This is a genomic window from Bacillus sp. NP247 (assembly GCF_018966865.1).
GTDB lineage: Bacteria > Bacillota > Bacilli > Bacillales > Bacillaceae_G > Bacillus_A.
The window spans coordinates 1,120,339-1,141,238 of the sequence record NZ_CP076653.1 but is presented as its reverse complement, the minus strand read 5'-3'; the positions used below and the strand labels follow the sequence as shown (position 1 = coordinate 1,141,238).

Below are 20,900 nucleotides of genomic sequence, written 5' to 3'. Positions count from 1 at the left end.
ACGTGCTGATTGGAAAACGCTTAAATGACCGTTATAAGCTGCTGAAAATGATTGGCGGTGGAGGAATGGCCAATGTATATTTAGCTCATGATGATATACTTGGCAGGGATGTAGCGGTAAAAATATTAAGACTCGACTATTCAAATAATGAAGAGTTTATTAAACGTTTCCATCGAGAAGCGCAATCTGTTACAACGTTGTCGCATCCAAATATTGTGAATATGTATGATGTTGGGGAAGAGGATGGTATATATTATCTTGTAATGGAATATGTACCTGGACGAACATTGAAGCAATACATAATTGATCGAGGGATGTTACCGATAGGAGAAGCTCTTGATATAATGGAGCAGTTAACGTCCGCCATGGCACACGCTCATCATTTTGAGATTGTGCATCGCGATATTAAACCGCACAATATTTTGATCCGAGATGATGGAGTGATAAAAGTCACAGACTTTGGAATTGCGACAGCTACAAGTGCAGCAACGATTACACATACAAATTCGGTGCTCGGTTCGGTGCATTATTTATCACCAGAACAAGCACGCGGCGGTATAGCGAATAAACAATCAGATATTTATTCACTTGGGATTGTTATGTTTGAATTGTTAACAGGAAGACAACCGTTTTCTGGTGAATCTGCTGTTGCAATTGCGTTAAAACATTTACAAAATGAAATGCCATCTCCAAAAAGATGGAATGAAAATATTCCACAAAGTGTTGAAAATATTATATTAAAGGCAACTGCGAAAGATCCGTTTCATCGATATCAATCTGCTAACGCGATGAAACGAGATATTGAAACAGCACTATACCCAGAACGAATAAATGAACAACCGTTTTACATACCAGAAGATATGGAAGCAACGAAAGCGATTCCAATTATTCAACAAGAACAACTATTTCAAAATGTAAGTGATGAAACGATTGTATTAAAAGGAAGTAAAGTGGATGAACAAGTAAGGAAAGAAGAGACCGAATCAGGTAAGAAGAAAAAACGAAGTAATAAATGGCTGAAAGTTTTAATTACAACATTTTTACTTTTAGCGATAGGGATAACCTTAGCACTTACTGTTATTCCAGGCTTCTTTATTCCGAAAGATGTGAAGGTTCCTGATGTGGCTGGTATGAAATATACGACAGCTGTAAATACATTAGTTGAAAAAGGGTTTGAAGTTACTGAACCTAATCTTGTATATACAGATGATGTTGAAGCCGGAAAAGTGATAAAAACAGATCCTATAGCAGGAAGAGTAGTGAAAGAAAACTCTAAAATTACTATCTATCAATCAGGTGGGAAAAAGAAAAGTAAGATGCGTGATTTGACAGGAAAAGATTTCGAGAGTATAAGAGCTGAGTTAGAAGAAAAATATAAACAAGTTACAATAAATTATATTGAAAATGATAAGCCAAAAGGTGAAATTGTAGAGCAAATACCAACGCCTGATCAAATGGTTATAGAGGCGGAACAAGAACTGAAAATTTGGGTAAGTAAAGGACCTTATCAAATAAGACCAGGTGATTTTTCAGGATGGACTGAAAATAGTGTAAAAGGTTATTTAAATGAAAGAAAGCTTGTTTCTGATATAAAAAGAGAGTATTCAGATACGGTTGATAAAGGCCTTGTTATTTCACAGTTACCAAAGCCTGGGACACCTTTAAAAGAAGGAGATACAGTATCGGTCGTTATCTCCGATGGTCCGAAGCCTAAAGTGACGAAAACGGTAAAAGTGGATAACATTTCTATCCCATATGAAGCTTCTGCAACAGGTGAGAAAAAGCCCCAAACAATAGAAATTTATAAAGAAGATATGCAGCAAAAAATGGATAAACCAGTTGAAACGAGAACAATTACTGAGTCAGCGATTATTTCTTTAGAATTTGTAATTCAAGAAGGTGCAAAGGGACACTATAAAATTGTCCGAGATGGAGTAACGATTATCGACAAGGAAGTACCATATCCAGCTCAATAATAGTAAAATCCATCGTCCTTATATAGAAGATGGATTTTATTACTCTTGCCTGTTATGCTGTCTACATCGTGGACTGTATAACAGGCAAAAATATATGATTCAAAAAGCTGTAAAAGTGATACTGTTGTAAATAATATTTCAAATTTGATGGTAGATTAAATATATGAACCTGGGTATATATTTGGTGGGTTTTGAAATAATTGTTTAAAGAACTCTAGTCTATTCATATTTAATTGCAGTTTCATTTTATACAAAATAAAGGAGAATTATATGCCAGAAGGAAAAATTGTAAAAGCTCTAAGTGGGTTTTATTATGTGCAGAATGAGGAAGGGATTACACAATGTCGCGGGCGTGGTGTATTTAGAAAGAATAAAATTACGCCACTTGTAGGAGACCAAGTTGTTTTTCAAGCGGATAATCCGAATGAAGGTTATGTATTAGAAGTATTTGATCGGAAAAATGAACTTGTTAGACCTCCTATTGCTAATGTTGATCAAGCTATTCTTGTTTTCTCTGCAGTAGAACCAGATTTTAATCCAGGACTGTTAGATCGATTTTTAGTATTGATTGAATATCATAACATTAAACCGATTATTTGTATTAGTAAGATGGATTTAGTAGCTGAAAAAATGAGAGAAACTGTTGAATCTTATGCAAATGATTATCGTGAAATGGGTTATGATGTGTTGTTTACTTCTATAAATACATCGGAAAGTATTGATATTCTGAAACCATTCTTAGAAGGCTGTATTTCCGTCGTTGCAGGCCAATCTGGTGTTGGGAAATCTTCCATGCTAAACGTATTACGTCCAGATTTAGAATTGAAAACTAATGATATTTCTTCACATTTAGGACGTGGAAAGCATACGACAAGACACGTGGAATTAATTACAGTTGGGAGCGGGCTTGTTGCTGATACACCTGGTTTTAGTTCGCTTGATTTCATAGATATAGAGGTAGAAGACCTTACATATTGTTTTCCAGAGTTGAAAGAAGCGAGCCAATACTGTAAATTTAGAGGGTGTACACACCTTGCTGAACCGAAATGTGCGGTGAAAGCTGCGGTTGAAGAAGGAAAGATTACCGAATATCGTTATAAGAATTACAAACAATTCGTAGAAGAAATTAGAGAGAGAAAGCCGAGGTATTAGTCATGATTAAAATTGCACCATCGATTTTATCAGCAGATTTTTCAAGATTAGGGGAAGAAATTAAAGATGTAGAAAAAGGCGGAGCTGACTACATTCACGTCGATGTAATGGATGGACATTTCGTACCGAATATTACGATTGGACCATTAATTGTAGAAGCAATCCGTCCGATTACATCGTTACCGCTAGATGTACATTTAATGATTGAAAATCCTGATAACTATATCCCAACTTTCGCAAAAGCGGGAGCGGATATTATTACTGTTCATGTAGAAGCGTGTCCTCATCTACATCGTACAATTCAGTTAATTAAATCTCATGACATTAAAGCAGGGGTTGTATTAAATCCGCATACTCCGGTTTCAACGATTGAGCATGTATTAGAAGATATAGACATGGTATTATTTATGACAGTAAATCCTGGATTTGGCGGACAGAAGTTTATTCATTCTGTATTACCGAAAATCAAACAAGTTGCAGAAATGGTTAAAGAGCGAAATCTAGAAGTGGAAATTGAAGTTGATGGTGGTGTCAACGCTGAAACAGCAAGACTTTGTATTGAAGCAGGAGCGAATGTTCTTGTAGCGGGATCAGCAGTATATAATCAAAAAGACCGTGGTGAAGCAATTCGTGTAATTCGCGGATAAAGAATGAACGAACCTTTATCCTAGTAAAGCTTCTAGTTCATTAAGACTTCATTATTTATATATGTTAGAGTGGCAAATAAGGAGAAAGGCAATCTACCGAATGGCAGATTGCCTTTTTACAATAGAAGGGGAAGGAAAAATGATTATTCATATTTTAGCGGGAGGACCTACGGAATACTGCGCAGATTTTTCTCGGTATGAAAATGAAGAAGTAGTTTGGGCGGCCGTTGATAGAGGAGTGTACCGTTTGCTGAAAAGAGGAATCACTCCGGCTGTTGCGTTTGGAGATTATGATTCAGTTACTGATGAGGAATTAGCATGGATGAGGCAGCAAACAAATGAATTACATATTGTCCCGCGAGAAAAAGATCAAACAGATTTAGAAATTGCAATTAGCTGGGCCTTAGAACAGAAACCAAAATTAATTCGTATTTTTGGTGCTACTGGTGGAAGACTTGATCATGGTTTAGCGAATATTCAGATGCTTTTAAAAGGGTTAGAAGTAAATATAGAAATGTGTATTGTGGACAATAAAAATGAAATAATGGTGAAAAAGTTTGGTATGTATATAATTGAAGGAAACGAACATTTTCCATACGTATCATTTGTACCAGTTACTGAAAGGGTAGAAGGCATTACACTTGACGGTTTTAAGTATCCTCTTACTAATAAAACAATAGAGTGGGGATCGACACTTTGTATTAGTAATGAACTCGTTGAGGAAAAAGGTACTTTTTCATTTACTTCTGGCATATTAATGATGATAAGAAGTACTGATTGAAGAAACAATTTTGCTCCTTGCATCATATAGTGAACAAGTGGAGTAATGGGGATTAGGAGGGAAACCATGAGATTTTATACAATTAAGTTACCTAAATTTCTTGGTGGAATTGTTCGTGCGATGTTAAATACCTTCAAAAAAGACTAAAAAAAGCACCTATTACCGGTGCTTTTTCCATTGGTATAATAAAAAAAGAGCCTAGCGGCTCTTTTTTTTATTATTAAACACGTTCGATTTTGCCAGATTTTAATGCTCTAGCAGAAACGTAAACACGTTGAACTTTTCCGTCGATGCGTACGCGAACTTTTTGAAGGTTAGCGCCCCATTTACGTTTTGTAGCGTTCATTGCGTGAGAACGAGAGTTACCAGAACGAGCTTTTCTTCCAGTGATAGCACAAACACGAGCCATTTATATTTCCCTCCCTTAACTACCGTAACATACGTAATTTTTCAATGTTAGTCTTCTATGCGATGCTAAAAACACTACTATAATTTAACACAACTAAAAAGAGAATGCAACACCGTAGGAAAAAGAAATCAAGAAAAAATACTTGACACTATATGTCAATGAAGAAAAGGTGAAATCAAGAAAAATTGCTTGACATATTATAGTGGTACATGTTGTATAATAACAATGGACTATTTTGCTCATCATAAAAAAATGTAATTAAAAACATAAAATATGAGAGTGAAAAAGAAAGAACGATGGAATTTTCTTTAAAAAGATTATATGATAGTAACTAAAGTAGTCTAGCTCACTTTCACCATTTATGAAGGGGGAAACGAGATGTCAATTGAAATTAAAACAAAGTACGGTCAAATTGATATTAGTACAGATGTAATTGCAACAATTGCTGGAGGTGCCGCAGTAGATTGCTACGGTATCGTAGGTATGGCATCAAAAAATCAGTTAAAAGATGGATTAACAGACATTTTACGAAAAGAAAACTTCACTAGAGGTGTTATTGTTCGTAAAGATGAAGATGAAGTACATATTGATATGTATATTATTGTGAGCTATGGTACGAAAATTTCAGAAGTAGCACATAACGTGCAGACTAAAGTGAAATATACATTAGATCAAACTGTAGGACTAGCAGTAGATTCTGTAAACATCTACGTACAAGGAGTTAAAGTAATAAACTTGTAATGTGCATTAAGGAGGAAAATCTGTGTCAATTCAAAAAATTGATGGAAAACGTTTATCACAAATGATCATTCAAGGAGCCAATAATTTAACAAATAATGTTCAGCTTGTTGATGCATTAAACGTATTCCCAGTTCCAGATGGCGATACCGGTACAAACATGAACTTATCAATGACTTCAGGCGCACGTGAAGTGAAAGCAAATCCTTCACAGCATGCTGGTAAAGTCGGTGTAAGTTTAGCTAAAGGATTATTAATGGGAGCTCGTGGTAACTCTGGGGTTATTTTATCTCAGTTATTCCGTGGTTTCTCTAAATCCATTGAACAAAAAGAAGAATTAACGACAGTTGATTTTGCTACAGCTTTAGAAGCTGGAGTAGAGGCAGCTTACAAAGCGGTTATGAAACCAATTGAAGGAACGATTTTAACGGTTGCAAGAGAAACGGGTAAATATGCAGTGACAGTTGCGAAAAAACAGCGCGACTTTGTTTTGTTTATGGAAGATGTTGTAAAAGAAGCGAACGCATCGTTAAATCGTACGCCAGATTTATTACCTGTATTAAAACAAGTTGGCGTTGTAGATAGCGGTGGTAAAGGTCTTGTTGTTGTATATGAAGGATTTTTAGCTGACTTAAAAGGAGAAACGATTTCTTCTAATATGCCTGCCCAACCATCTATGAATGACATGGTGCGTGCAGAACATCACCGTAGTGTACAAAGCCAATTGAGTACAGAAGATATTAAGTATGGATATTGTACGGAATTCATGGTGAAATTAGAGCCTGAAAAAATGAAGGAACATAATTTCTCTGAACAAAAATTCCGTGAAGATATTAGTGTGTACGGAGATTCACTACTTGTCGTATCGGATGATGAGGTTGTAAAGGTTCATATTCATGCGGAACATCCTGGAGATCCTATGAACTATGGACAACGTTACGGTAGTCTAATTAAGATTAAAGTAGAAAATATGCGTGAACAGCATACTGCTTTATTAGATGAACCTACCATGGTGCCAGAACAAATGAATCAGCCAATAGAGAAACAACCGTATGGTATTGTAACTGTAGCTATGGGATCGGGTATTAAAACTCTATTTGAGAGCATTGGCGCAACGAAAGTTATCGAAGGTGGCCAAACAATGAATCCGAGTACGGAGGATATTGTGAAGGCGATTGAAGAGGCGAATGCTGAAAAAATCATCATCTTACCAAATAACGGGAATATCGTGATGGCAGCAGAACAAGCAGCATCAGTTGTAGAACAAGAAGTTATTGTTATTCGTTCAAAAACAGTTCCTCAAGGTATGGCTGCAATGTTAGCATTTAATCCAATTGGAACGCTAGAAGAGAATGAAGAAAACATGAAAGAAGCTTTAGCTCATGTGAAAACAGGTCAGATTACGTATGCTGTTCGTGATACGGAAATTGACGGTGTAGCGATTCAAAAAGATGATTTCATGTGTATTGCAGATGGGAAAATTGTATCTACAAATGCAGAGAAAGTAGGAGCTGCAAAGCAATTACTAGAAGCGCTAATTGATGAGGATTCTGAAATCGTAACGATTCTACAAGGTGAAGATGCAACAGATGAAGAAGTGGCTGAATTAGTTGCGTTTGTAGAAGAGAACTTTGAAGATGCAGAAGTAGAAGTACATGCAGGGAACCAACCGGTGTATTCTTTCATCTTCTCTGTAGAATAAGAAAAGATTCGGTTTGAAAATAAATGGGTTACTTACTTGCTAATGGATAAGAAATAGTGATATGGAGTTTATTACTAGTTTTTATTCAAAAGGCTAGCATATTGATGATAGAAAAGAGCCTTGCTGCTAATAGTGAGGCTCTTTTCTTACGTATTGTACAACTTTGTTTTATCCCGCATTAACTGCCCGTAAACGCCCGATTGGTGAAGGCTAATAATCAGTGGGGGGTGAACAAAACCCCCACTGATTATAGTTTCACTTTATATAGAGGGATTAGAGTAGTTTCTCTTAGAATGCCTATGATAGAATATATAAGGTGAAAGAGAGCGATTACGGATGTCAATGGTATTAATGGATAATCAATAGAATGAATCAAAGAAAATAATGTGACGGAGCGTGAGAATCTTGAATGAAGTTGTACAAGTTCCTGTTACGGATGTAAAGGGAATCGGAGGAGAAACATCTGAGTTGTTACACGAGATGGGAATTTATACAGTTTCTCATCTATTAGAACATTTTCCGTACCGCTATGAAGACTATGCGATGAAAGATCTTGCTGAAGTAAAGCATGACGAACGTGTAACGGTTGAGGGGAAAGTTCATAGTGCTCCTTTACTGCAATATTATGGGAAGAAGAAGTCACGTCTTACAGTTCGTGTTCTCGTCGGTCGTTATTTAATTACAGCTGTATGTTTTAATAGACCATACTACAAACAAAAGTTAAATTTAGATGAAACGGTAACGATTACTGGTAAATGGGATCAGCATCGCCAAACAATTGCTGTATCAGAACTGAATTTTGGACCGGTTGTACGGCAACAAGAAGTAGAGCCTGTATATTCAGTGAAAGGAAAACTGACAGTAAAACAGATGCGCCGTTTTGTTGCACAAGCATTTAAGGAGTATGGAGATTCTATAGTCGAAGTGTTACCAGATGGTTTGTTAAGTCGATATAAATTATTATCACGCTATGAAGCGCTCAGAGGGTTACATTTTCCAGTGGGACAGGAAGACTTAAAGCAAGCGCGTCGCCGTTTTGTATATGAGGAGTTTTTCTTGTTTCAGTTAAAAATGCAAACATTACGGAAAATGGAAAGGGAAAACTCGAAAGGGACGAAAAAAGAAATTTCATTGGTAGAATTGCAAGAGTTTACTGATGCACTTCCGTTTCCATTAACTGGCGCACAACGCCGGGTTGTAGATGAAATAATGAAAGATATGACATCTCCGTACCGAATGAATCGATTATTGCAAGGGGATGTAGGTTCTGGGAAAACAGTTGTTGCTGCGATTGCTCTTTATGCGGCGAAATTGGCTCATTATCAAGGTGCTTTGATGGTTCCTACAGAAATTTTAGCCGAACAACATTATCAGTCGCTCGCGGAGACGTTTTCACATTTCGGTATGAAGGTGGAATTGCTAACAAGTTCTGTTAAAGGTGCGAGACGTCGAGAAATTTTGTCGAGATTAGAACAGGGAGAAGTAGACATCCTTGTTGGGACGCATGCTTTAATTCAAGACGAAGTTATATTTCATAGGTTAGGTCTCGTTATTACCGATGAACAGCATCGATTTGGTGTGGCGCAGCGCCGGGTTTTACGTGAGAAAGGTGAAAGTCCAGATGTGTTATTTATGACGGCGACCCCAATCCCGCGTACGTTAGCTATCACTGCATTTGGAGAGATGGACGTTTCTATTATCGACGAAATGCCAGCTGGTAGAAAGGTAATCGAAACGTACTGGGCAAAACATGATATGTTAGATCGTGTTCTCGGCTTTGTTGAGAAAGAGATAAAAAAAGGAAGACAGGCATATGTTATTTGCCCTCTTATTGAAGAGTCTGAGAAGCTTGATGTACAAAATGCTATCGACTTACATAGTATGCTGACTCATCATTATCAAGGGAAATGCCAAGTTGGATTAATGCATGGGAGACTATCATCTCAAGAAAAAGAAGAGATAATGGGACAGTTTAGTGAAAACAAAGTGCAAATTCTTGTGTCGACAACAGTTGTTGAAGTAGGTGTGAATGTACCAAATGCGACTGTAATGGTTATTTATGACGCAGAACGTTTCGGTTTATCACAGCTCCATCAGCTGAGGGGGCGTGTTGGGCGTGGTAGTGAACAATCATATTGTTTATTAATTGCGGACCCGAAATCAGAAACGGGAAAAGAAAGAATGCGCATTATGACTGAAACAAATGATGGATTTGTATTGTCAGAAAAAGATTTAGAGTTACGAGGTCCTGGGGATTTCTTTGGAAGTAAGCAAAGTGGTCTACCAGAATTTAAGGTTGCTGATATGGTGCATGATTATCGGGCGTTAGAAACAGCGAGGCAAGATGCGGCGATACTAGTTGATTCAGAAGCGTTTTGGCATAATGATCAGTATGCTTCGCTGCGTACTTATCTTGATGGGACAGGTGTGTTCCAGGGAGAGAAGCTCGATTAAAAGTAGTCTGCAAAAGTTTTTGTTGCATTCTACTTTTAATGATTATATACTACTTTTAGTACCTAGTCATAAAAATGGATGGTGCGGTATGAAAAAAAGAAAAAGTAAAAAAGAAAGACAAGAATTATTACAACAAACAATAGAAACGAATCCTTTTATAACGGATGAAGATTTAGCGGAAAAATTTCAAGTGAGCATACAAACTGTTCGTCTCGATCGTATGGAATTATCTATTCCTGAATTAAGAGAACGAATTAAGCATGTGGCTACAAAACAACATGAAGAAGATGTGAAGTCTTTACCGTTAGAAGAGGTTGTCGGAGAAATTATCGATATAGAATTAGATAGACATGCGATTTCTATCTTTGAAGTAAAGGTAGAACATGTATTTAAAAGAAATCAAATTGCTCGTGGGCATCATTTGTTTGCACAAGCAAACTCACTAGCTGTTGCGGTTATTGATGAGGAATTAGCTTTAACTGCAAAGTCCACCATTCGATATATTCGTCCTGTAAAATTAGGAGAGCGTGTTGTTGCAAAAGCACGTGTTGAAGATGTAGAGAATGATAAAGGACGGACGGTTGTCAAAGTGCGTAGCTTTGTTGGAGAAGAACTTGTTTTCACAGGCACTTTTGAAATGTATCGATCTAGTAATTATAGTGAGGAAGGTAACAACTTATGAAAATCGCAATAGATGCAATGGGCGGCGATCATGCACCAAAAGCGGTAGTGTTAGGAGCAATGAAAGCTATTAAGGAATACTCAGATTTACATATTACGTTAGTAGGGAAAGAAGAGGAAATTCGTCAATATTTAACGAGTGAAGAGCGAATTACTATAATTCATACGGACGAAAAAATCGAATCGACAGACGAACCAGTAAGAGCGGTTCGTCGAAAAAAACAAGCTTCAATGGTACTAGCGGCGCAGCAAGTAAAAGACGGTGTAGCGGATGCTTGTATATCAGCAGGTAGTACAGGAGCTTTGATGGCAGCTGGATTGTTTGTTGTTGGTCGTATGGAAGGAATTGAACGACCAGCTTTATCACCTACAATGCCAACTGTTGATGGAGAAGGTTTTGTTATGTTAGATGTTGGAGCCAATGTTGATGCAAAACCAATTCATTTATATCAATATGCAGTAATGGGCTCTGTTTACGCAGAGAAGGTAAGAGGAATTAAAAATCCACGCGTTGGGCTTTTAAACGTTGGAACAGAGGATGGTAAAGGAAACGAGCTTTCAAAACAGGTCTTTGCTATGCTCAAGGATGCACCAATTAATTTCGTTGGAAACGTTGAATCAAGAGATTTATTGCAAGGTGTAGCAGACGTTGTTGTATGTGATGGTTTTACGGGTAATGTAGCGCTAAAATCATTAGAAGGAACAGCACTTGCGTTATTCTCTATGTTAAAAGAACAATTAATGAGTTCGTTTACGAGCAAATTAGCAGCAGCGGTATTAAAACCAAAACTTATGGTATTAAAAGATAAAATGGATTATTCGGAGTATGGAGGAGCGGCGTTGTTTGGATTGAAAGCTCCTGTCATTAAGGCTCACGGTTCTTCTAATGACCAATCGATATTTAGTGCGATTCGTCAAACGAGAGAAATGGTAGCGAAAGAAGTAATTCCTACAATTTCAAGTGTAATGGAGAAGGAGCCGCTTCAATAAGAGGAGGATTTGAAATGGGAAAAATAGCATTTCTTTTTCCGGGCCAAGGTTCACAGGCAGTTGGAATGGGTAGACAGTTAGCGGAGAATAATAAAGAGGTTGCGAAAGTGTTTGCAAAAGCGGATGAGGTTTTGCATGATTCTCTTTCAGAAGTGATTTTTGAAGGACCGCAGGAAAAGTTAACATTAACGACAAATGCGCAGCCGGCATTATTAACAACGAGCTTTGCGATTTTAACAGCTTTGAAGGAGTATGATATTACACCTGGTTTTGTCGCAGGACATAGTTTAGGTGAATATAGCGCTCTTGTAGCTGCTGGTGCATTAACATTCGAAGATGCTGTATATGCTGTAAGGAAACGTGGAGAATATATGGAAGAAGCTGTTCCAGGCGGGGAAGGTGCAATGGCAGCTATTTTAGGTGCAGATCCGGATATGCTGAAACGAGTTACAGAAGAAGTAACAAGTGAAGGATACGCAGTACAAATTGCTAATATGAATAGTACTAAGCAAATTGTTATTTCTGGAACAAAGCAAGGAGTAGAACTTGCTTCTCAAAGAGCGAAAGAAAATGGTGCTAAAAGAGCAATTCCGCTCAAAGTAAGTGGACCGTTTCATTCCTCGCTTATGAAACCAGCTGCTGAGAAATTCCAAAGTGTTTTAAATGAAATTACAATTCAAGACACGAATATTCCTGTTATTGCAAATGTTACGGCAGATGTTATTACACGTGGTACAGATATTCAAGAAAAGCTAATTGAACAGCTCTATTCGCCTGTATTATGGTACCCATCTATTGAGTATATGGTGAATCAAGGGGTAGATACATTTATTGAAATCGGACCTGGAAAAGTACTTGCTGGTCTTATGAAGTCGATTGATTCTTCAGTGAAAGCATATGCAATATATGATGAAGAGACATTAAAAGATACCATTTCAAATTTGAGAGGAGAAAGCTGATGTTAAAAGGGAAAGTAGCATTAGTAACTGGTGCTTCACGTGGGATTGGTCGTGCGATTGCCATTGATTTAGCGAAACAAGGGGCAAATGTTGTAGTAAATTATGCCGGTAATGAGCAAAAGGCGAATGAAGTAGTTGATGAAATAAAGAAATTAGGTTCAGATGCCATTGCAGTAAGAGCAGATGTTGCAAATGCTGATGATGTTACTGCAATGGTGAAACAAACTGTAGATACGTTCGGACAAGTTGATATTCTTGTAAATAATGCTGGTGTAACAAAAGATAATTTATTAATGCGTATGAAAGAAGAAGAATGGGATACAGTTATTAATACAAACTTAAAAGGTGTTTTCTTATGTACGAAAGCAGTATCGCGCTATATGATGCGTCAACGTCATGGACGTATTATTAATATCGCTTCTGTTGTTGGTGTAACAGGAAACCCAGGACAAGCAAATTATGTTGCTGCTAAAGCTGGTGTAATTGGATTAACAAAAACATCAGCAAAAGAATTAGCGAGCCGAAATATTACTGTAAATGCAATCGCTCCAGGGTTTATTGCGACTGATATGACGGATGTATTAGATGAAAATATAAAAGCAGAAATGTTAAAATTAATTCCTGCAGCTCAGTTTGGAGAAGCACAAGATATCGCAAATACTGTAACATTTTTTGCTTCTGATCAAAGTAAATATGTTACAGGTCAAACGTTAAATGTTGATGGCGGTATGGTAATGTAATAAAAGAATCGATTTCACCTAGTTTTTTTGGACAATATTTTATATAATATTTGAGGGGAGGTGAATAGAATGGCAGATGTTTTAGAGCGTGTAACAAAAATTGTCGTTGATCGTTTAGGAGTAGAAGAAACTGAAGTAGTACCAGCTGCAAGTTTCAAAGAAGATTTAGGCGCAGACTCCCTAGATGTAGTAGAACTTGTAATGCAATTAGAAGATGAATTCGAAATGGAAATTTCTGATGAAGATGCTGAAAAGATTGCTACTGTTGGCGATGCTGTGACTTACATAGAGAGTCATCTATAATGCTTAAGTGAAGTCCCGTTTTTTAACGGGGCTTCTCGGCTTATATCTGGAGGGACCTATGCCGTACCGAAAACATAGAGAAAAAAAATACGAAGCAAAATATCGTGAAGCTTTTAAAGTATTTCAAGAAAAGATAGGTATTACGTTTACAGATGAAAAATTATTGATTCAAGCATTTACGCATTCATCGTATGTGAATGAGCATCGAAAAAAACCGCATGAGGACAATGAGCGTCTTGAATTTCTTGGCGATGCTGTATTGGAACTCACTGTATCACAGTATCTGTTTCAAAAATATCCGACAATGAGCGAAGGAGAGTTAACAAAACTACGTGCAGCTATTGTATGTGAGCCATCTCTTGTTCGTTTTGCAAACGAAATGTCATTTGGTAGCCTTGTTTTATTAGGAAAAGGTGAGGAAATGACGGGTGGACGTGAACGACCAGCTTTATTAGCGGATGTCTTTGAAGCGTTTATTGGTGCCCTTTATCTTGATCAAGGGCTAGAAACAGTTTGGGGATACTTAAAAGAAGTTGTATATCCAAAAATTAATGAAGGTGCTTTTTCTCATGTGATGGATTATAAGAGTCAATTGCAAGAATTGATTCAGCGTGATGGTAGTGGCAATATTGAGTATCAAATTTTGCAAGAAAAAGGACCGGCCCACAACCGAGAATTTGTGTCCCGTGTAACTTTAAATAATGAGGCATTAGGTCTTGGAAGTGGTAAGTCAAAAAAAGAGGCAGAGCAACAAGCTGCTGCAGAAGCATTGAAAAAATTAAAAGAACAATCATGAGGAATCCCCCTTTGAATGAGGGGGATTCCTTATGCATAGAATGAAACTTTCCTTTTATTTATAAATAAAAGGAGTGGGAAATCCGTATAGTAGTTTGTTTTCGTACAGACAACGTTTACAACAACGGAGAATAGGAGGAAGGCCTTTCGTGTTTTTAAAAAGATTAGAAATAGCAGGATTTAAATCTTTTGCTGAGCGTGTATCTGTCGATTTTGTTCCAGGTGTAACTTCTGTAGTAGGACCTAACGGGAGCGGGAAAAGTAATATTACTGATGCAATTCGCTGGGTACTTGGTGAACAATCTGCAAAGTCATTACGCGGTGCAAAGATGGAGGATATTATTTTTGCCGGTAGTGATACGAGAAGAGCGGTTAATGTTGCTGAAGTTACATTAACTTTAAATAATGAAGACCAACGCTTACCGATTGAGTATAACGAGGTGTGTGTAACGCGTCGTGTATCTCGTTCGGGTGATAGTGATTTTTATATTAATAAACAATCTTGTAGATTGAAAGATATTATTGATTTATTTATGGACTCTGGTATGGGAAGAGAAGCTTTTTCAATTATTAGCCAGGGGAAAGTCGAAGAGATTTTGAGTAGTAAATCAGAAGAACGTCGTGGTGTATTTGAAGAAGCTGCGGGTGTACTGAAATACAAACTTCGTAAAAAGAAAGCTGAAGGGAAATTGGCGGAAACACAAGAAAACTTAAATCGTGTACAAGATATTATTCACGAATTAAGTAGTCAAGTAGAACCATTAGAAAGACAAGCTTCTATTGCGAAAGATTATCTTGAGAAAAAAGAAGAATTAGAGAAGGTAGAAGCTGCACTTATTGTACATGAAATTGAAGAATTACATGCAAAGTGGGAAGCGCTTCGAAATCAATTTGGGCATAATAAAGATGAAGAAGCTAAAATGTCGGCGAACTTACAAAAAAGTGAAGAAGAGCTTGAGGAATTACGCGGGCAATTACAAGCCGTTGATGAATCTGTAAATTCCTTACAAGAAGTTCTACTTCTGTCTAGTAAAGAACTAGAAAAACTAGAAGGGCAACGCGAGCTGTTAAAGGAAAGAAAGCAAAATGCAACGACACATTGTGCGCAGCTTGAAAAGCTAATTGTTGAATTAACAGAGAAAGCTACAAGTTATGATGGCGAAATTGAAGCAAGTACAGAAGCGTTAATGCAATTTGTGAATCAAGTAAAAGAATTGGAGAAGAAATTGCATGATAACGAGCAATTACTTGCGACTTTTGCTGAGAATTTAGAGGAACAAATTGAGAATTTAAAAGGTGACTATATTGAACTTTTAAATCAACAAGCAAGTCTTCGTAATGAATTATCTATGATTGAAGAACAATCAAAACAGCAAAACTCTAAAAACGAACGACTTGATGAAGAAAATGAAAAGTATGTACAGATGCGTGTGGAAATTACAGCGAAAAAAGCGAAACTTGTAGAAAGTTATGAGCAAGCGAGAGAGAAAATAGCTGGCATTATTTCTAACATACAGAAGACAGAAACGGCACTTGGGAAATGTAAGTCACAGTATAGTGAAAATGAAACGAAACTGTATCAAGCGTATCAATTTGTACAACAGGCGCGCTCTCGGAAAGAAATGTTAGAAGAGATGCAAGAGGACTACTCTGGCTTCTATCAAGGGGTACGTGAAGTATTAAAGGCTAGAGAAAATAGACTACAAGGTATTGAGGGGGCTGTTGCAGAACTTCTGACTGTGCCGAAAGAATATGAAATCGCAATGGAAATCGCCCTTGGGGCAGCGATGCAACATATCGTAGTACAAACAGAAGAACATGCTCGTAATGCAATTACATTTTTAAAGCAAAATAAACATGGCCGTGCAACGTTTTTACCTCAAGCTGTTATTAAAAGCCGATCGCTATCATTTGATCAATTACGCATTGTGAATCAACATCCATCGTTTGTGGGTGTAGCGGCAGAACTTGTGCAGTACAATAATAAATATGAGAATGTAGTTTCAAGTTTATTAGGTACAGTTGTTGTTGCGAAAGATTTACGCGGAGCAAATGAGTTAGCGAAACAACTGCAATACCGCTATCGTATTGTAACACTCGAAGGTGACGTAGTGAATCCGGGTGGTTCTATGACGGGTGGAGCTGTAAAACAAGCGAAATCCTCTTTATTGGGACGTCAACGTGAACTTGAAGAGTGGAATAAAAAACTAACTGACATGGAAGAAAAAACAACGAAGCTAGAAAACTTTGTTAAAGCAGTAAAGCAAGAGATTCAAGAAAAAGAAGTACAAATACGAGAGCTACGCCAAGGTGTAGAGACCGAACGTGTAGATGAACAGAAGCTAAGAGAAGAAATTAATCGTTTAGAATTAGATGAACATCGTATTAATGATCGTTTATCGATTTACGATTTAGAGATTGAAGGATTTTTACAAGATCAAGTAAAAATGCAAGGGCGTAAAGAAGAGTTAGAAAAGATTTTAGCTACTCTTCAAACGGAGATTGGGGAATTAGATAGCAAAATCGTCGTTTTAACGAAACAAAAAAGTGAACAACATTCTTCAAAAGAAAAAGTTCAGAAGGAAATGACGGAGCTAAAAGTGCAAGCTGCTGAACAACAACAACGTTTGTCTAATCAAAAAGAAAAAGTCGAACGATTGACGAAGGAAAAAGAAGAGACTGATGCGACGCTTGTAAAAACGAAAGAAGATTTAGCGTTCTTAAAGCAAGAGATGACATCTAATTCAAGTGGCGAAGAACAAATTACGAATATGATTGAGAAGAAAGCGTATGATCGTAATCAAACTTCGGAGTTAATTCGTTCTCGTCGTGAACAACGCGTATCATTGCAAGAAAGAGTTGAGCATTTAGAGCGCGGTACGAAAGAAACAATAGGTAAACATAAATATATTCTTGAGATGCTGAAAGATCAAGAAGTGAAAATTAACCGACTTGATGTAGAGCTGGAAAATAGATTGCAACATTTACGTGAAACATATACTATTTCATTTGAAGCAGCAAAACTTAAGTATACAATGATGATGCCTGCAGAAGATGCGCGTAAAAAGGTGAAACTAATTAAACTATCCATCGAAGAGTTAGGCGCAGTAAATTTAGGGGCAATTGATGAGTATGAACGTGTAGCAGAGCGCCATACATTCTTATTAGAGCAAAGAGATGATCTGGAAGAAGCGAAATCGACATTGCATCAACTTATTACGGAAATGGATGAAGAGATGAAAAAACGCTTTTCTACTACGTTTGAAGGGATTCGAACAGAGTTTCAATCTGTATTCTCTGAACTATTCGGGGGCGGTAGAGCGGATTTAGTAATGATAAATCCGGAAGATTTACTAAATACTGGTATTGATATTGTCGCGCAACCACCAGGAAAGAAACTACAAAACTTAGGTTTACTTTCAGGGGGAGAGCGTGCTTTAACGGCAATTGCGCTCTTATTTGGTATTTTAAAAGTACGCCCAGTTCCATTCTGTGTGCTAGATGAAGTAGAAGCAGCTCTTGATGAGGCAAACGTTGCTCGTTTTGCGCAGTATTTAAAGAAATTTAGTGATGAAACACAGTTTATTGTAATTACACACCGAAAAGGTACAATGGAAGAGTCTGATGTATTGTATGGTGTCACAATGCAAGAATCAGGGGTGTCGAAGCTTGTTTCTGTTCGTTTAGATGATGGCGAAGAACTTGTTGCAAGTAGATAGGAAGGATGGGAAGTATGAGTTTTTTAAAAAAATTAAAAGAAAAAATTTCAAAACAAACGGATACGGTAACAGAGAAGTTTAAACAAGGATTAGAAAAAACGAGAAATTCATTTGCTGATAAAGTAAATGATTTAGTGTACCGTTACCGTAAAATAGACGAAGACTTCTTTGAGGAATTAGAAGAAATTTTAATTAGTGCGGATGTCGGAGTTTCGACAGTGATGGAATTAATTGATCAGTTAAAAGAAGAAGTGCAACGTCGTAACATTCAAGATCCGAAAGAAGTACAGGCTGTTATTTCTGAAAAGTTAGTGGGAATTTACAAAGGTGACAGCGACTTTAGTAATGAAGTTAATATACAAGAGGATCAATTAACAGTAGTTTTATTTGTTGGTGTAAATGGTGTGGGGAAAACGACGACGATTGGTAAGCTTGCACATAAATTTAAATCAGAAGGTAAGTCTGTCCTATTGGCGGCAGGAGATACATTCCGTGCTGGAGCGATTGAACAATTAGAAGTATGGGGCGATCGTGTTGGTGTAGAAGTAATTAAACAAGAATCAGGATCTGATCCAGCGGCGGTTATGTATGATGCAGTACAAGCGGCAAAGGCCCGTAAAGTGGATGTATTGCTATGTGATACAGCAGGACGCTTACAAAATAAAGTAAACTTAATGAAAGAGTTAGAGAAAGTGAAGCGCGTAATTGAGCGCGAAGTACCAGGGGCTCCTCATGAAGTATTACTAGTTATTGATGCAACAACAGGACAAAATGGTTTAAGCCAAGCGAAAACATTCCGTGAAGCAACGAATGTTACTGGTATTGTTTTAACGAAGTTAGATGGAACTGCTAAAGGTGGTATCGTCTTAGCGATTCGTAACGAAATGGATGTTCCGGTGAAATTTGTTGGGCTAGGAGAGCAAATGGATGATCTGCAGCAGTTTGATCCAGAACAATATGTTTATGGTTTGTTTGCGAACTTAGTAGAAACAGAAGAAGTGTAAGTGAAAGAAGCGGTATTTCCGCTTCTTTTTCTATAAAAATATGTGATGTTAAGAAAAAAACTTGACACTCTTTTGCACTCCATGTAAACTAAATCATGTAAAGGGAAATCACTTAACAAAGGATGATCCAACATGCTCGAGAAAACAACGAGAATGAACTATTTATTTGATTTTTATCAATCGTTGTTAACGCAAAAACAAAGAAGTTATATGTCGCTTTATTATCTAGATGATTTATCTCTTGGTGAAATTGCGGAAGAATTTGATGTAAGTCGCCAAGCCGTGTATGATAACATTAAACGGACTGAAGCGATGCTTGAAGAATATGAAGATAAATTAGTATTACTTCAAAAGTTTCAAGAGCGACAGCGACTTGTTGCAAAGCTAAAACAGCTAATCAGCGAAGAAGAGCATGTGAATGAAAAAATGAAACAAGTTGTTGAAGCTATCGAAAAATTAGATTAGGAGGGCGGCAATATGGCATTTGAAGGATTAGCCGACCGACTTCAACAGACAATGCAAAAAATCCGCGGCAAAGGAAAAGTTTCTGAAGCCGATGTGAAAGAAATGATGAGAGAAGTTCGTCTAGCTCTTTTAGAGGCAGATGTTAACTTTAAAGTAGTAAAAGATTTTATAAAGCGTGTGTCTGAGCGTGCTGTCGGACAAGATGTAATGAAAAGTTTGACACCTGGACAACAAGTAATTAAAATCGTACAGGAAGAACTTACAGAACTTATGGGCGGAGAGCAAAGCAAAATTGCTGTTGCTAATAAGCCACCTACTGTTATAATGATGGTTGGTCTGCAAGGTGCGGGTAAAACAACGACGACAGGTAAGCTTGCGAATTTGCTTCGTAAAAAGCATAATCGTAAACCGATGCTTGTTGCAGCGGATATTTACCGTCCAGCAGCGATCAAACAGCTTGAAACATTAGGGAAGCAATTGGACATGCCTGTTTTCTCCTTAGGAGATCAAGTAAGTCCGGTTGAAATTGCGAAACAAGCGATTGCGAAAGCAAAAGAAGATCATCACGATTATGTTTTAATCGATACAGCGGGTCGCCTGCATATTGATGAAGAACTAATGGATGAATTAGCGAAAGTCAAAGAAGTTGCGAAACCGGATGAAATTTTCCTTGTTGTCGATGCGATGACAGGACAAGACGCGGTAAATGTAGCACAAAGTTTCCATGAACAGCTAGGATTAACAGGTGTTGTATTAACGAAATTAGATGGTGATACGCGCGGTGGTGCGGCATTATCTATTAAGGCTGTAACAAATACACCAATTAAATTTGCTGGTATGGGTGAAAAACTAGATGCAATTGAAGCGTTCCATCCAGAACGTATGGCATCCCGTATTTTAGGGATGGGCGACGTCTTAACATTAATTGAAAAAGCGCAAGCTACAGTTGATGAAGAGAAAGCAAAAGAACTTGAGCAAAAAATGCGTACGCTTTCGTTTACGCTTGACGATTTCCTAGAACAACTTGGACAAGTGCGTCAACTTGGACCGCTTGACGAATTGTTAGGAATGCTTCCTGGTGCAAATAAAATTAAAGGGCTGAAAAATGCACAAGTTGATGAAAAACAAATTGGGCATATTGAGGCAATTATTCGTTCTATGACTAAAGTAGAACGAGAACAACCGGAAATAATCAATGCTAGTCGTAAAAAGCGCATTGCCAAAGGTAGCGGTACAACAGTACAAGAAATCAATCGTCTAATCAAGCAATTTGATGATATGAAAAAAATGATGAAGACGATGACGGGAATGCAAAAAGGTAAGAAAAAAGGACTAGGTGGATTGAAGTTTCCATTCATGTAAGGAAAAAAGATGGCTCTGTTAAG

19 protein-coding genes are annotated in these 20,900 nt (G+C 37.4%); 18 read left to right on the top strand and 1 reads right to left on the bottom strand.

Annotation, left to right across the window (positions count from 1 at the left end; translation table 11 throughout):
• The first annotated feature begins 2 nt into the window (after positions 1 to 2).
• The 5 genes from pknB (at position 3) to spoVM (ending at position 4,703) form a co-directional block, all read left to right on the top strand.
• Positions 3 to 1,976: a Stk1 family PASTA domain-containing Ser/Thr kinase gene (gene pknB, locus KPL75_RS05870; RefSeq protein ID WP_219919740.1), complete on the top strand. Its 1,974-nt coding sequence runs from the start codon at positions 3 to 5 to the stop codon at positions 1,974 to 1,976.
• Between the two features lie 270 nt (positions 1,977 to 2,246).
• Positions 2,247 to 3,128 (top strand): ribosome small subunit-dependent GTPase A, encoded by an 882-nt coding sequence (gene rsgA / locus KPL75_RS05865; RefSeq protein ID WP_219919739.1) that lies wholly within the window; start codon positions 2,247 to 2,249, stop codon positions 3,126 to 3,128.
• Between the two features lie 2 nt (positions 3,129 to 3,130).
• Positions 3,131 to 3,775 (top strand): ribulose-phosphate 3-epimerase, encoded by a 645-nt coding sequence (gene rpe, locus KPL75_RS05860; RefSeq protein WP_219919738.1) that lies wholly within the window; start codon positions 3,131 to 3,133, stop codon positions 3,773 to 3,775.
• Positions 3,776 to 3,875: 100 nt separating this feature from the next.
• Complete coding sequence (locus KPL75_RS05855; protein WP_219919737.1) at positions 3,876 to 4,556, top strand: thiamine diphosphokinase; 681 nt, start codon at positions 3,876 to 3,878, stop codon at positions 4,554 to 4,556.
• A 66-nt stretch (positions 4,557 to 4,622) separates the two neighbouring features.
• Positions 4,623 to 4,703 (top strand): stage V sporulation protein SpoVM, encoded by an 81-nt coding sequence (spoVM, locus tag KPL75_RS05850; protein ID WP_001213599.1) that lies wholly within the window; start codon positions 4,623 to 4,625, stop codon positions 4,701 to 4,703.
• Positions 4,704 to 4,776: 73 nt separating this feature from the next.
• Here the strand turns inward: spoVM and rpmB are convergent, their stop codons facing one another.
• Positions 4,777 to 4,965: a 50S ribosomal protein L28 gene (gene rpmB, locus KPL75_RS05845; RefSeq protein WP_000124776.1), complete on the bottom strand. Its 189-nt coding sequence runs from the start codon at positions 4,963 to 4,965 to the stop codon at positions 4,777 to 4,779.
• A gap of 378 nt (positions 4,966 to 5,343) precedes the next feature.
• On the opposite strand from rpmB, the gene KPL75_RS05840 reads away from it, so the two are divergent.
• The 13 genes from KPL75_RS05840 to ffh all read left to right on the top strand — a co-directional run bounded on the left by KPL75_RS05840 (position 5,344) and on the right by ffh (position 20,877).
• Positions 5,344 to 5,706, top strand: a complete 363-nt coding sequence (locus KPL75_RS05840; protein WP_000021109.1) for an Asp23/Gls24 family envelope stress response protein — start codon at positions 5,344 to 5,346, stop codon at positions 5,704 to 5,706.
• Positions 5,707 to 5,728: 22 nt separating this feature from the next.
• The gene (locus KPL75_RS05835) at positions 5,729 to 7,405 is read left to right on the top strand and encodes a DAK2 domain-containing protein (protein WP_219919736.1); all 1,677 of its coding nucleotides are present in this window, start codon (positions 5,729 to 5,731) and stop codon (positions 7,403 to 7,405) included.
• 405 nt (positions 7,406 to 7,810) lie between these two features.
• Entirely contained in the window at positions 7,811 to 9,859 is a 2,049-nt protein-coding gene (gene recG / locus KPL75_RS05830) for an ATP-dependent DNA helicase RecG (protein WP_002146083.1), read from the top strand.
• Positions 9,860 to 9,947: 88 nt separating this feature from the next.
• Positions 9,948 to 10,541, top strand: a complete 594-nt coding sequence (gene fapR / locus KPL75_RS05825; RefSeq protein ID WP_219919735.1) for a transcription factor FapR — start codon at positions 9,948 to 9,950, stop codon at positions 10,539 to 10,541.
• Positions 10,538 to 11,530, top strand: a complete 993-nt coding sequence (gene plsX, locus KPL75_RS05820; RefSeq protein ID WP_097949888.1) for a phosphate acyltransferase PlsX — start codon at positions 10,538 to 10,540, stop codon at positions 11,528 to 11,530. The genes fapR and plsX overlap by 4 nt, the downstream gene beginning before the upstream one ends.
• 14 nt (positions 11,531 to 11,544) lie before the next feature.
• Positions 11,545 to 12,489: an ACP S-malonyltransferase gene (gene fabD, locus KPL75_RS05815; protein ID WP_219919734.1), complete on the top strand. Its 945-nt coding sequence runs from the start codon at positions 11,545 to 11,547 to the stop codon at positions 12,487 to 12,489.
• On the top strand, positions 12,489 to 13,229 hold the full coding sequence (gene fabG / locus KPL75_RS05810; RefSeq protein WP_002014514.1) for a 3-oxoacyl-[acyl-carrier-protein] reductase: 741 nt from the start codon (positions 12,489 to 12,491) through the stop codon (positions 13,227 to 13,229). The genes fabD and fabG overlap by 1 nt, the downstream gene beginning before the upstream one ends.
• Before the next feature lie 69 nt (positions 13,230 to 13,298).
• Positions 13,299 to 13,532 (top strand): acyl carrier protein, encoded by a 234-nt coding sequence (acpP, locus tag KPL75_RS05805; RefSeq protein WP_002014515.1) that lies wholly within the window; start codon positions 13,299 to 13,301, stop codon positions 13,530 to 13,532.
• A 58-nt stretch (positions 13,533 to 13,590) separates the two neighbouring features.
• Positions 13,591 to 14,328 (top strand): ribonuclease III, encoded by a 738-nt coding sequence (rncS, locus tag KPL75_RS05800; protein WP_070144596.1) that lies wholly within the window; start codon positions 13,591 to 13,593, stop codon positions 14,326 to 14,328.
• 148 nt (positions 14,329 to 14,476) lie between these two features.
• Positions 14,477 to 18,046: a chromosome segregation protein SMC gene (smc, locus tag KPL75_RS05795; RefSeq protein WP_219919733.1), complete on the top strand. Its 3,570-nt coding sequence runs from the start codon at positions 14,477 to 14,479 to the stop codon at positions 18,044 to 18,046.
• Between the two features lie 14 nt (positions 18,047 to 18,060).
• A complete protein-coding gene (gene ftsY / locus KPL75_RS05790; RefSeq protein ID WP_002146088.1) occupies positions 18,061 to 19,050 on the top strand; it encodes a signal recognition particle-docking protein FtsY in 990 nt (329 codons plus the stop codon).
• A 132-nt stretch (positions 19,051 to 19,182) separates the two neighbouring features.
• Entirely contained in the window at positions 19,183 to 19,515 is a 333-nt protein-coding gene (locus tag KPL75_RS05785) for a putative DNA-binding protein (protein WP_002146089.1), read from the top strand.
• A gap of 12 nt (positions 19,516 to 19,527) precedes the next feature.
• Positions 19,528 to 20,877, top strand: coding sequence for a signal recognition particle protein (gene ffh, locus KPL75_RS05780; protein WP_002111383.1), 1,350 nt, complete (start codon positions 19,528 to 19,530; stop codon positions 20,875 to 20,877).
• The last annotated feature ends 23 nt before the right edge of the window (positions 20,878 to 20,900 follow it).

Excerpts from the sequence above, each read along its gene's own strand:
- rsgA (WP_219919739.1), top strand. The coding sequence starts at position 2,247 with ATGCCAGAAGGAAAAATTGTAAAAGCTCTAAGTGGGTTTTATTATGTG.
- rpe (WP_219919738.1), top strand. The coding sequence starts at position 3,131 with ATGATTAAAATTGCACCATCGATTTTATCAGCAGATTTTTCAAGATTA.
- KPL75_RS05855 (WP_219919737.1), top strand. The coding sequence starts at position 3,876 with ATGGCAGATTGCCTTTTTACAATAGAAGGGGAAGGAAAAATGATTATT.
- spoVM (WP_001213599.1), top strand. The coding sequence starts at position 4,623 with ATGAGATTTTATACAATTAAGTTACCTAAATTTCTTGGTGGAATTGTT.
- rpmB (WP_000124776.1), bottom strand. The coding sequence starts at position 4,965 with ATGGCTCGTGTTTGTGCTATCACTGGAAGAAAAGCTCGTTCTGGTAAC.
- KPL75_RS05840 (WP_000021109.1), top strand. The coding sequence starts at position 5,344 with ATGTCAATTGAAATTAAAACAAAGTACGGTCAAATTGATATTAGTACA.
- fapR (WP_219919735.1), top strand. The coding sequence starts at position 9,948 with ATGAAAAAAAGAAAAAGTAAAAAAGAAAGACAAGAATTATTACAACAA.
- plsX (WP_097949888.1), top strand. The coding sequence starts at position 10,538 with ATGAAAATCGCAATAGATGCAATGGGCGGCGATCATGCACCAAAAGCG.
- fabD (WP_219919734.1), top strand. The coding sequence starts at position 11,545 with ATGGGAAAAATAGCATTTCTTTTTCCGGGCCAAGGTTCACAGGCAGTT.
- fabG (WP_002014514.1), top strand. The coding sequence starts at position 12,489 with ATGTTAAAAGGGAAAGTAGCATTAGTAACTGGTGCTTCACGTGGGATT.
- acpP (WP_002014515.1), top strand. The coding sequence starts at position 13,299 with ATGGCAGATGTTTTAGAGCGTGTAACAAAAATTGTCGTTGATCGTTTA.
- rncS (WP_070144596.1), top strand. The coding sequence starts at position 13,591 with ATGCCGTACCGAAAACATAGAGAAAAAAAATACGAAGCAAAATATCGT.
- ftsY (WP_002146088.1), top strand. The coding sequence starts at position 18,061 with ATGAGTTTTTTAAAAAAATTAAAAGAAAAAATTTCAAAACAAACGGAT.
- KPL75_RS05785 (WP_002146089.1), top strand. The coding sequence starts at position 19,183 with ATGCTCGAGAAAACAACGAGAATGAACTATTTATTTGATTTTTATCAA.
- ffh (WP_002111383.1), top strand. The coding sequence starts at position 19,528 with ATGGCATTTGAAGGATTAGCCGACCGACTTCAACAGACAATGCAAAAA.